Source organism: Neochlamydia sp. AcF95 (assembly GCF_018342455.1).
Classification (GTDB): Bacteria; Chlamydiota; Chlamydiia; order Chlamydiales; family Parachlamydiaceae; genus Neochlamydia.
The window spans coordinates 1-12,320 of sequence record NZ_JAEMUC010000070.1 but is presented as its reverse complement, the minus strand read 5'-3'; the positions used below and the strand labels follow the sequence as shown (position 1 = coordinate 12,320).

The 12,320-nt window shown below is 38.9% G+C and carries 10 protein-coding genes; 3 read left to right on the top strand and 7 right to left on the bottom strand.

Annotated elements, in window-relative coordinates; genetic code table 11:
- Positions 1–309: 309 nt before the first annotated feature.
- From NEOC95_RS08475 to hctA, 7 genes are all read right to left on the bottom strand, one after another.
- Complete coding sequence (locus NEOC95_RS08475; protein ID WP_213152491.1) at positions 310–492, bottom strand: hypothetical protein; 183 nt, start codon at positions 490–492, stop codon at positions 310–312.
- Positions 493–873: 381 nt separating this feature from the next.
- The gene (locus NEOC95_RS08470; protein WP_213152490.1) at positions 874–1,797 is read right to left on the bottom strand and encodes a DUF2608 domain-containing protein; all 924 of its coding nucleotides are present in this window, start codon (positions 1,795–1,797) and stop codon (positions 874–876) included.
- Positions 1,798–1,804: 7 nt separating this feature from the next.
- On the bottom strand, positions 1,805–2,461 hold the full coding sequence (locus tag NEOC95_RS08465) for a protein-L-isoaspartate(D-aspartate) O-methyltransferase (protein ID WP_166157914.1): 657 nt from the start codon (positions 2,459–2,461) through the stop codon (positions 1,805–1,807).
- A gap of 11 nt (positions 2,462–2,472) precedes the next feature.
- On the bottom strand, positions 2,473–2,895 hold the full coding sequence (yajC, locus tag NEOC95_RS08460; protein WP_249270212.1) for a preprotein translocase subunit YajC: 423 nt from the start codon (positions 2,893–2,895) through the stop codon (positions 2,473–2,475).
- Positions 2,896–2,906: 11 nt separating this feature from the next.
- The gene (gene tgt / locus NEOC95_RS08455) at positions 2,907–4,007 is read right to left on the bottom strand and encodes a tRNA guanosine(34) transglycosylase Tgt (protein ID WP_213152489.1); all 1,101 of its coding nucleotides are present in this window, start codon (positions 4,005–4,007) and stop codon (positions 2,907–2,909) included.
- Between the two features lie 7 nt (positions 4,008–4,014).
- Positions 4,015–5,472 (bottom strand): 23S rRNA (uracil(1939)-C(5))-methyltransferase RlmD, encoded by a 1,458-nt coding sequence (gene rlmD, locus NEOC95_RS08450; protein WP_213152488.1) that lies wholly within the window; start codon positions 5,470–5,472, stop codon positions 4,015–4,017.
- Between the two features lie 231 nt (positions 5,473–5,703).
- Positions 5,704–6,081: a histone H1-like protein HctA gene (hctA, locus tag NEOC95_RS08445; RefSeq protein ID WP_166157923.1), complete on the bottom strand. Its 378-nt coding sequence runs from the start codon at positions 6,079–6,081 to the stop codon at positions 5,704–5,706.
- Between the two features lie 1,560 nt (positions 6,082–7,641).
- Here hctA and NEOC95_RS08440 point away from each other — a divergent pair.
- From NEOC95_RS08440 to NEOC95_RS08430, 3 genes are all read left to right on the top strand, one after another.
- The gene (locus NEOC95_RS08440) at positions 7,642–9,402 is read left to right on the top strand and encodes a leucine-rich repeat domain-containing protein (RefSeq protein ID WP_166157925.1); all 1,761 of its coding nucleotides are present in this window, start codon (positions 7,642–7,644) and stop codon (positions 9,400–9,402) included.
- 536 nt (positions 9,403–9,938) lie between these two features.
- The gene (locus NEOC95_RS08435) at positions 9,939–11,327 is read left to right on the top strand and encodes a leucine-rich repeat domain-containing protein (RefSeq protein ID WP_213152487.1); all 1,389 of its coding nucleotides are present in this window, start codon (positions 9,939–9,941) and stop codon (positions 11,325–11,327) included.
- A 557-nt stretch (positions 11,328–11,884) separates the two neighbouring features.
- Positions 11,885–12,320 (top strand): F-box protein (locus tag NEOC95_RS08430; RefSeq protein WP_213152486.1); only part of this gene is annotated, 436 nt, incomplete at its 3' end.

The window sequence follows — 12,320 nt, the reverse complement described above, 5'->3', positions numbered from 1 at the left end:
AAAGAACTAATCCTTACCTTTTGCCAGAAAACTACTCTTTTTCTTCTTTATTAAGCAATTTTTATTTTAAGAAAAAAAGGAAGGGACGCTTATCTTTTATAAAAGCTTTAGCAGTTTCTCTTATTCCTTTCTCAATTCTATCTTATCTTCCCATACGTTGGTGAGTTTAGATCGAGCCGATTATCATGCTTGTAAAAAGCTTAGGAGGCCTTATACTTGATAAAGAAGGCTTAAGGAAACTCCTCGAGCATAATGCATGGGAATCGATGTAAAAAGCATACCTAGATCAAGACTATCCAAGAGAGGTGGTCAAAAGCGATGTGCTAAAATAGGACAAGGAAGCCGAAGTGGTGAAAAGGCTGCCAGGCAAAACCCGTCTATAGCCCACATTCCGCCGGTTAATTTCCATTGACCTATAATTTCTGGGATGAGGCTTGAGTCAAAACATAAGTTCCTACTCATTAAATAGTTAATCAATCCTCCTATAGTCATAATGGCTTTTAGATTATGATGGATTAATTAATTTATCATATTCCCTTATCTCAATTTCATTGCATAGTGTAAAAACAATCCTAAGGGGGTAAAGTCCTTACTACCATACTTTTTCATCTTTCATGTTTTCGCTTTCTTTGCTTATGGAGGAACACGAATAGTTTTTTCTAAAAAAAGCTGGAGGCTCACGTTCCTCTCTTTGAATTTAATCCCTTGATTGCTAACTCGTTAAAAAAATTAATTCTTTAATTTAAATTCTATTTCTTAATACTAAAAAATAATACCTTGGGATCGTTACAACCTGCGGAATGTGGGCTATAGGATAAAAGCTGGCGATAGATGTAAAACGCTTATAAAAATTAGGCAAGCATATTGAAAGCTTTAATTTTGCCACTTCCTCATCAGCTCATTAATAAAATAGTCTGGATTTTTGTCAGGTTCTGCTTGAGCTATTTTTAATGCTTCCTCATCTGATAGTAGGCGATCATTTTGAAGAAAGGCTTCTAGTTGAATGTTTGCTAGTAAAGGATCAAATTGTTTATGGAAATGATCTAGTTGGCTGTATCTAAAACCGCAAAATGGTATACCCATAGCTTCCACCATACTTTCTACAGACTTCATATGGCGGGGACTATCGTCGATAAATATAACTTTACTAGGGCGAAGAGAATGATGGTTTAAAAAGTTTTTTAAGAAGGGGCCTTTATCTTGATAATCGGTAAAAATAATGCCTTGAGAAAAGCATTTGTAGGAGTTAGAATCAATCAATTTTGGCAGTCGATTAAGAGAAAAATCAATGCCCACACTTTTTAGATGTTTATAGGCACAAAGGTCAGCCTCTTGCATGTAATCAGGATTTAAACAACGAGCTGTTAAAGCAAAAGTAAGAATTCCCTGTTGCTGAAGTTTTTTGATAATTTCAGCAGCAGAAGGATCTATCAGCCTCATCGGAACTTGAAGCATAATCTTTTGAATGATTTTATTAACTTCTAAACGAGCTTCCTCCTTAGACAAATTAGCAGTAGCCATTTTAGATACAAAATAACTCCACCATGGGGTATTGCCCAATATACTCGTCGTATTAATCAGGGTATCATCAATGTCAAAAAAAATTATAGAATGTGGATCTACCTCTTGCAGGATATCAGCAAAACGATGCGTTTCTACAACTTTTGCTGAAAGTGGCATCGAGAATAGGAAGGCAACAACTAACAAGAAAAAATTCCCTATCAAAGCTAGCCAAACGCGCCCTTGATGGCGTAAGATGAAATAACCTTTCATTATTTGCCTTAGTTTGCTGGCCATTTTTCTCCTAACTTTCCCACCCTTCTTTACCTATTAAAGGAACAAAACGGACAGGTTCAAAGGTCTCTTGAGCGTATGTTTCCTCAGAGGTTTTACGCAGGCGCAGTAAAAGTTGGCTAAAACTATCGCCCACAGGAATAATCAGGCGACCGCCAATCTTTAGTTGTTTGATAAGAGTTTGAGGAATAGCAGGAGCACCTGCTGCCACAATGATAGCATCATAAGGGGCATGTTCAGGCCAGCCTAAGGAACCATCTGCCACCTTGCAATGGATAGAAAGATAGGCTAGCTGCTTAAAGCATTCTTGAGCCGCATGCGCTAAGTTAGGCAAAAATTCAACAGTGTAGACTTCTTGCGCTGTATAAGCAGCTACAGCTGCTGCATACCCTGAGCCAGTGCCAATATCTAATACAATTGAATCAGGTGTAATTTCAGCTAGTTGATTCATTAAAGCCACTATGAAAGGCTGGCTAATAGTTTGCCCCTCCCCTATAGGTAAAGGCCTATCTTCATAGGCATCTTCTTGCATAGAAGCAGGAACAAATAAGTGACGAGGGACATGCCGCATAGCTTCCAAGGTAGCTGGATCAGTAATTCCTCGGGCAAGAAGCTGTGTCCTTACCATCTCTTGCCTTTTGTGAGAATAATCATCATCAAGTGGCATAACTATCTTCCTTAAGAGCTTTTTTCCTCAACTTTTCGCTCTTCTTTATCAGCTTTTTTAGCTTCTTCCTCTGTGGCTGCTACTACATCAGTAATAGCTGCTTTAAGCATCTCGATCTTTGAGCCATCATACATTTTGAGTATAACAGTATTGTCTTCTATACGCACGATCGTTCCGACAATTCCCATAGCGGTTACTCGATCACCTTTTTTTAAGGCATTACGCTGCTCTTCTATGGCTTTACGACGTTTTTTTTCAGGCCTCCATAAGATCAAATAGAAGAAAATCAGAGCGATCGCAATCATTACAAAAGTTTGAGTCATTCCTTGATCGCGAGGAACAATTTCAAGATTAGTGTTTTCTTGCGCAAAAGCTATCGTATTATTCAACATAGTAAAGCCAAGTGTAGAAAAGCAAGTCATTTTCATAATCATATTTCATCCTTTTAATGCGGATACAACGCACAAACTTTTTGATAAAAATCGGCTAGAGTATCATTTTTTATTGCTTCCCTTAATTTTTGCATAAAATCTAGATAAAAGGCTAGATTTTGTAACGTAACTAATGTTAAGCCGGTCATTTCATCCACATTGAGGAGATGACGTAAGTAAGATTTAGAGAACTGAGAAGTATAGGAGGGGGTAGAAGGATCGAGAGGCGAGAAATCTTCAGCATAACGGGCAGCTTTTATCTGCACTTTTCCGGCCCAAGTAAAAGCCGTGCCATTGCGTGCATTTCGCGTAGGCATCACACAATCGAACATATCGACTCCCCGCATTACACTCTCCACTAGATTACGCGGCGTTCCTACTCCCATCAAATAGCGTGGTTTTTCTACCGGCATGAAGGGCACGGTGTGATCGAGCACCTCATACATAATCGAAGCAGGCTCGCCGACAGAAAGGCCGCCGATAGCATATCCTTGAAAATCTAGATTAGCTAAAAACTGGGCAGACTGCTGACGCAAATCAGCATGCACTCCGCCTTGTACGATTCCAAAAAGATTTTGATGAGGCTGCAAGTCATAATTTCTACAACGCTCCGCCCAACGATGGGTTCTTTCTAAGCTTTTTTCCACAGTTTTTTTTTCACAAGGATAAGGTGTACATTCATCAAAGGCCATCACAATGTCAGAGCCTATAGTTTTTTGAATGAACATGCTCTCATCGGGTCCCAAAAAGTGACGCGAGCCATCAATATGCGATTGAAAATGGACTCCTTTATCGGTGACTTTGTTAAGAGCAGACAAAGAAAAAACTTGAAATCCTCCTGAATCAGTAAGTAGAGGGCCTTGCCAATTCATAAAAGCATGCAAGCCACCAGCTTTAGCCAAGATCTCTACCCCTGGACGAAGCATCAGATGATAAGTATTACCCAAGATAATTTGAGCTTTCATATCTAACAGATGCTGATTAGTCAAGGTTTTAACAGCTGCCCGAGTACCTACAGGCATAAAAACAGGCGTTTCTATCGCCCCATGGGCAGTCTCTATGCTCCCTACTCTTGCACGGGAGCAAGTATCGGCCTTACAAATCGTAAATTTCAAGAAGAGCCTATATGTTTGATGGAGTTTTTTCTAGGAGAATCAAACTGTCGACATGGATAGTTTGAGGAAATTGGTCATAAGGTTGAATATATTTTACTGTATAACCATTCTGCGATAGCTCAGCAATATTAGCTACATGGGCCTGAGGATTGCCAGAAATATAGAGGATTTTGGGAGCATTGAGACGAAGTAAATGTTTCATCGTGAGAGGATCAAGACCTGCGCGTGGAGGATTTAATAAGACTAAATCAGGTAAAGGAAATAAATTTTCATCTTGAATTTGGCCCAAAGCATAGCGCACCGCTCCTGAAATAATAGTGACATTCTGCCTATTATTCAAAACAGCATTTTGACGCGCATCAAAAGCTGTCTCCGGAGAGATCTCTATACCTATTACCTGTTTAACGTTTTTTGAAGCACAAATACCTAACACTCCTGAGCCGCAAAAAAGATCATAGATGATATCTTCTTTGTTTACCTTTGCTAATTGCAGAGCTAAAGAATAAACCTTTTCTATTTGCCATATATTAGGCTGGAAAAAAGAAGAAGGGCTAATTCTAAACTTATAGGTTACTGCAGGCTTTTCAACATCTGCCTGAATGTCCAGTTCTTCTTCAATATATTGAGGTCCATAAAGTAACATTTCATAAAAGTTAGTGGCCATACCAGGACTTATCTGTTGAATCCTAACAAATATACTTAACTTAGCATCTGACTGTTGAGGTTCAATAGCAGTATGTAAAGCATGAACAAAGCTTTCAAGATGGCAATTTTGCAAAGCATAATCAGGGTTACCAGAGACCGTCAACATTACCATGCGATCTCCTGTCTTCATTCCTTCACGTAGCGTCAAGGACCTTAATGAGCCGGTATTCTTAATAGGGTAATAGGCTTCTAAATTTGATTCTTCCCACCAAGACTTTACCGCATGGACAGCTTGAGTAAACCAGGAGTTGGGAAGATGGCATTCCACAAGATTAAAAACTTTTCCTTTTGTAGAGTCAAGAATCAAGCCTAAGTACTTAGTTTTATTTAAATCTCTTGAAAAGGTAAAATCCATTTTGTTTCTGTAATTCCATTCGGATTCTGAGGGCATAATAGGAAACAGATGGGTCTCTGGCGTGATTACACTGCGGAAAATATCTTTAGCTAAAGATTCTTTGTAACGCAGTTGAGTATCGTAAGACATTTGTTGCCACTGACACCCACCACAGGAGCCAAAATGTATACATTTAGGAATGATTCGGTCTTTGGAAGGCTCAATAATTCTTTGTATTCCTCCTACCCAGTGCGCTTTATTTCTGCTATGTAGCACAGAATGGACTGCATCTCCAGGGATTGCAAACGCTATCTCAGCTTCTTTAATTTCCTCTTCTGAACGTTCGATGCGACCTAAGCCATGTCCTCTCTTGGAAAATTCATTTATTTTAACATTCGCAAAACGAGTTTGTTTAGAATAAGGCATATCGCTAGATTATTAAATTTTGGTCAAATAATAAGGTTAAATAAGCAGCTATATAAAAGCAAGGTGATTTAGGAACAGTTAGAAGCTTTGTACAACAAGGTAAACAACTTAAAAAATATAAGCGCCTCTATTAGGTGGATTTTTTTATTCACCTGGTCAGATAAATTTTTCGAATTCGATAAGGAAAGTGAGGTAAAGGGGAGGTAATAAACCCCCCTAAAAAACTATCAATTATCTCCAGCCCACTTGCTTCGTAGGAAGTTTTGCGGTAGGTCTTTTTAAGGAAAAAGGACGTGCCTTAGCTTTATGTGTTTTAGCTTTTGGCTTAGCTGCAGGTTTTGCAGCTGGCTTTGTAGCGATTGGTTTTGCAGCTGGCTTGGAAGCTTTTTTAGGAGCAGTTACTTTTTTAGCTGTTTTTTTTGTACCTTTCGTCGTTTTTTCAGATTTGATAGATTCTTTACGATAAAGCTTAGAAACTTTTTCAAGCTTAACGGTTCCTGTACGAACACGTTGAGAAGCTGCTTTGTTGCCTTTCTCAGCTTTTTCTAAATCATTAGTAATGTTCTGAAGCAGGTCTCTTAAATTTTTGACCGTATCTTTTAATGCCATGGTGATTTGCCTCCTGATTTTTTGAGTTTCATGACGAAGTAATAAATATTAACTTTGGATATATTGTGCAACATTTTTCTTCGTTTAGCGAAAAATAATCTTACTTTTGCGTTTGATGGCAAGCCTATTACAAAACGAGCGCCCAAGCAAAAAAGGCAGCTGTAGGAGTATCTTAAGCTTTGTTTTCATTTTAATCCTAGCATAATTTAAGAAAAACTTAGGCTAAAAACAATCTTACGAGAATTTAGGAAAAAGATGTCACCAATGCTTTGAAAACTCTATCCAGCTGCATTCCCTCAAAATTTTTAGCTTCAAATATCTAAGAATAAGGGACTACAAGCGTGAAATCAAAGGGGTGCAAAAGCCTCAAATACCCCGCCTCCCTTTTCTTGCTTGGTAGGCTTTCTAAGAATAAAACAAAATGCAATTATGCTAAGTATCTTTCTAAGAGGAACTTAAAAAAAATTACCTCTCTCCCTTTTTATCAAATCGATTAAATATTGATTACTTTTCATTTTCCGTTAAATTTTTATGGATGCTTTGATAATTTCTAATAAGTTTGTTCAATGAAAAATGCTTGCCATCTTTTCTTTGCAGGGGTCTAGTAGCAAGTTCCTCTCCTAAAAACCATTATTAATGCATAATGATTGCTACTCTCTTTCTCTTTATCAAAAACAGGTAAAATCAGGCTTACCCCCAAGGGGGCTTCCTTAAAAGCTATCTAAGCACTCAGTTTTTTTCTTATCCTAAAAATTTATATTGTAGACTCTTCTAAGCCGTGGGATGATTAGATGGATGGCACCTTAGATAAAAGGATGCAAGCCTTAATTGATACAGCCTAATCTTGCTGAAATATTAGATTGATAGCCTTTAGCAACGGATGCTTCTTTCAGCACAGAAAGGAGGAAAACAGAAGATTGAGTATGGGTTTAGAAGAAAAAGGAATAATCATGCATCCATCACATAAATGAAAAGGGCTTGCTTGTAGCTTTTAAGAATGCAACAGATAACTTCAAGCCAAGCATCGAATGGCTCAAGTTTTAAACCAAACAAGCTTAAAATTGGCTAAAACAGGAAAAAAGTTAATTAAAGTTTTTTATATTTGATACAAATAGGAGAGGATGAGGCTGAATATTTAAGGAATTAATTATTAATACAAAAGCCCTTTCGTAAGCTTATGGATGAAAGAATGCCGGGAAAACCGCTGAGAGAGTTATTTTTAATCTAAAGAAGTGGGATGGCAAGTAGGGCGAGCGAGGGCTTGGCTGCAAAGAAAACTTTAGATGAATTATGAGTAGAATAAAATAGAGCTTAGGTTGGCTTGCTTTTAGCTTGATAGAAATTTGGATGGATCAATTGGTGAGATAACTCCTCTTAAGTGCTGTTTTTAAACTAAGGAAGGTAAAAAATTATAAATACTTCTTATATTCCTCTATTTTCAAGCTTGAAGATTAAGAGTTTGTTTCTCATATTTTCTTGCCTATTGCGCTTCTTCCCTGTATAAGCAGGTCATTAAAAAACAATTAAAAACATGTACATATCTTAAAGTAGTCCCCTATCATGAATCTTAGTTCTTCTATCACCCTTGGACACCTACCTAATGAAATACTAACCCTCATTTTAGAGCACAACACCTCGCCTGCCTTCTTTAGCGTTTGTACAAGATGGCGACATCTATTGAACATGGAAGTAATGCCCTCTCTTTATAAACAAATAGGTAAAATACACTTTCCTCAAGTAGGTATTAACAAGCAGGCTCTTACTTTAGACAAAATTTATAAGCTAGAAGATAGGCTTTCTGAAGTGGAAAAAGTCAAGGCAATCTTTAAGCAAACCTTTGCTTTGGCTAGCTCACTTTCTCCTATGGAGTTAGAATTTAAATGGAAAACTGAGGAGAAAAGATATTTTACCCTGGCTAACTATGCCTCTTATCTTATAAATATTAATCGCTTGTTAGTGTGGAAAAAACTACCTGGTGGAGGAGAATACTTAAAGCAAGAAAACATCAAGTATTTGCCTTTACATAAAAAAGGAGAGCTTCTTAGAGATTGGATTGCAGAAAATTGTAAAAACATCACGGCTTTAGATTTATCTAACGCAGGCCTGACTTATTTACCCCCAGAAATATGCCAGTTATCTCAGCTGCAAGAGCTTAGGTTAAGATTCAACCAGCTCACCTCTCTGCCTACAGAAATCTGCCAGTTGTCTCAGCTGCAATGGCTTGGCTTAAGCCAAAACCAACTTACCAGTCTTCCTGCAGGAATAGGTCAGTTATCTCAGCTGCAAGAGCTTAGCTTAAGAGAAAACCAGCTCACCTCTCTGCCTACAGAAATCTGTCAGTTGTCTCAGCTGCAATATCTTAACTTAAACCAAAACCAGCTTACCAGTCTTCCTGCAGGAATAAGCCAGTTATCTCAGCTGCAAGAGCTTTACTTAGGCCAAAACCAGCTCACCAGCCTTCCTGGAGAACTCTGGCAGTTGTCTCAGCTGCAACGGCTTGATTTAAGCCGAAGCCAGCTCAATAGCCTTCCTGCAGAAATTGGGCAATTGTCTCAGCTACAAGCTCTTGACTTAAGTCAAAACCAGCTCACCAGCCTACCTATAGAAATCGGACGGTTGCCTAATCTGCTGCAGCTTAACTTAAGCCAAAACCAGCTCACCAGCCTACCTGTAGAAATCGGACGGCTGTCTAATCTGCTGCAGCTTAACTTAAGCCAGAACCAGCTCATCGCTCTGCCCGCAGAAATCAGGCAGTTGTCTCAGCTACAACAGCTTGACTTAAATCAAAACCAGTTCATCGCTCTGCCCGCAGGAACAGGTCAGTTGTCTCAGCTGCAATCGCTTGAATTAAATCAAAACCAGCTCACCGCTCTGCCTGCAGAAATTGGGCAATTGTCTCAGCTGCAAGTGCTTCACTTAAGTCAAAGCCAGCTCGCCGCCTTACCTATGGAAATCGGGCAATTGTCTCAGCTGCAATATCTTATGTTATATCAAAACCAGTTCACCAGCCTTCCTGCAGAAATCGGACGGCTGTCTCAGCTGCAAGCGCTTAATTTAAGTCAAAACCAGCTCACCAGCCTTCCTGCAGAAATCGGACAATTGTCTCAGCTGCGATGGCTTGATTTAAATCAAAACCAGCTTACCTCTCTACCTCCAGAAATTGGGCAATTGTCTAAGCTGCGAGTGCTTGCTTTAAGAGAAAACCAGCTCACCAGCTTACCTGCAGAAATCGGGCAATTGCCTCAGCTTACCGAGCTTGAATTAGCGGAAAATCCTTTAAAAGATATCGACGAAAAAATAAGGCAGCGTTTTCAATTGTAGAATGGCCTTAACTACTTTTTAAATTGGGGTGAGCTAAAATGAAATAAAAAACTTTTAGCCATCCTATCTTTAAACAAGTAATCCGCTTTCCTTCCGGCAACTAAGCAAGCTTAAACTAACCTACACATTTATAACGACAAGGAGCTTCTCTCTTTTTCTGCAGACTGCTAGGCTGGGAGGACAACTTTTTTTGACAGGAAGAAGCTAGGCGTAGTGTATTTTATCAGTTGGTAGAAGAATTAAAACAAGGCGCCAAAAAGAGCTGTTTTTCTCAAATAAAGCAAAAAATCCATCTCATTCTTTTAGCCAAGCCAAAATTGCCGCGTCACTTAATCGCCAAGACCTGTGGTTGCTCCTGAATGCTTAGAAGGCCTCCCCCCTTTCCGTGAATCTATCTGAAAAAGAAGCGCTGGTAGATTATCGGTGATTTATTTTCATTGAAAGGATACGAATTCGTTTGACTTGCTTTTTTAATTTTTTTATTTTGTTTTAAAAATGAAAATGCTGAGAAAGTTATTATTACCCAAGGAAATAAAATGCATCCTATCTCTTCGACATCTATAGAATGCTTGCCCAATGAATTGTTGCTCCCTATCTTAGAGGCTTGCGTAGTTCCTTCCTTATTTAGCGTCTGTAAAAGATGGCATCATCTGCTGGCTTCTGAAGTCATGCCCCCTCTTTATAAGCAAATAGGTAACGTGCATGTTCCTCAAGGAAATGTTAAGGAGCAGGCTCTTATTATAGATAGGATTTATAAGCTAGAAGAAAAGCTTTCTGAAACAGCAAAGGTAAATGCAATCTTTAGGCAAATCTTTATTTTAGCCAAGCCGTTTTCTCCTTTGGAATTTAAATGGAAAACAGAAGAAAAAGCAGGCTTAACGCTGGCTAATTACTTTTCTTATCTTGTAAATATTAATCGCCTTTTACTTTGGAAAAAGCTTCCTGGTGGGGGAGAATACTTGAGCCGAGAAGAAATTAAGCACTTGCCTTTAGAAAAAAAAGGAGAGCTACTTAGAGATTGGATTGAAGAAAATTGTAAAGACTTAACTTTGCTAAATTTATCTGGAGCAGGCTTGATTTATTTACCCCCAGAAATATGCCAGTTGTCTCAGCTGCAATGGCTTGACTTAAGTCAGAACCAGCTTACCAGCCTGCCTGCAGAAATCGGGCAGTTGTCTCAGCTGCAATGGCTTGACTTAAATCAGAACCAGCTTACCAGCCTTCACGCAGAAATCGGGCAGTTGTCTCAGCTGCAATACATCTCCTTAAACCAAAACCAGCTCACCAGTCTGCCTGCAGAAATAGAGCGGCTGTCTCAGCTGCAATGGCTTTACTTAAATCAAAACCAGCTCACCGCTCTGCCTACGGAAATCGGGCAGTTGTCTAAGCTGCAATGGCTTTACTTAAATCAAAACCAGCTCACCGCTCTGCCTATAGAAATTGGGCGGCTGTCTCAGCTGCAAACGCTTGACTTAAGAGAAAACCAGCTCACCGCTCTGCCTGCAGAAATCGGGCAATTGTCTCAGCTGCAAACGCTTGAATTAAATCAAAACCAGCTTACCAGCCTGCCTGCAGAAATCGGTCAACTGTCTCAGCTACAAACCCTTTACTTAAATCAAAACCAGCTTACCAGCCTGCCTGCAGAAATCGGTCAGCTATCTCAGATGCAAACCCTTTACTTAAATCAAAACCAGCTCACCGCTCTGCCTAAAGGAGTGGGGCACTTGTCTCAACTACGAGTGCTTGACTTAAGCCAAAATCAGCTCATTAGCCTGCCTGCAAGCATAGGATGGCTGTCTCGCCTGCTATGGCTTTACTTAAATCAAAACCAGCTCACCAGACTTCCTACAGAAATCAGGCGGTTGTCTCAGCTTATCAAGCTTGAATTAGCGGAAAATCCTTTGAAAAAAATCGTCAAAAAATAAGGCAGTGTTTTCAATTATAGAATGAACTTAAATACTTTTTAAATTAGGGTGAGCTAAAATGAAATAAAAAATTTTAGCCATCCTATCTTTAAAAATTAATCCGCTTTCCTTCCGGCAACTAAGCAAGCTTAAATTAGCCTACACATTATAACGACAAAAAGCTTTTCTCTTTTTCTGCAGGGTGTTACGGCTAGGAGGGCAACCTTTCTTGAAAGGAAAAAGCTAGGCATATTGTATTCCATCATACGGTAGAAGAATTAAAACAAGGCGCCAAAAAGAGCCGTTTTTCTTAAATAAGGCACAGAATCAATCTCATTCTTTTAACTAAACCAAAATTGCCGCGTCACTTAATCCCCATAAGCTGTGGCTGCTCCTAAATGCTTGGAAGGTCTACCCCCTTTCCGTGAATCTATCTGGAAAAAAAGCGAGGTAGATTATCTGTGATTTGTTTTCATTGATAAGGATACGAATTGTTTTGACTTGCTTTTTTAACTTTTTTATATTGCCTTTAAAAAATAAAAATGCTGAAAAGGGTTATCCCTACCCAAGGAAACAAAATGCATCCCATCTCTTCGACATCTATGGAAAGCTTGCCCAATGAATTGCTACTCCCTATCTTAGAGACTTGCGTAGTTCCTTCCTTATTTAGCGTCTGTAAAAGATGGCATCATCTGCTGGATTCTGAAGTCATGCCTTCGCTTTATAAAAAAATAGGTAAAGTGCATGTTCCTCAAGGAAATGTTAAGGAGCAGGCTCTTATTGTAGATAGGATTTATAAGCTAGAAGAAAAGCTTTCTGAAACAGCAAAGGTAAATGCAATCTTTAGGCAAATCTTTACTTTAGCTAGTTCTCTTTCTGCTCTAGAGTTTAAATGGAAAACAGAAGAAAAAAGAGGCTTAACGCTAGCTAATTACTTTTCTTATCTCTTAAATATTAATCGTCTTTTACTTTGGAAAAAACTTCCTGGTGGGGAAGAATACTTGAGCCAAGAAG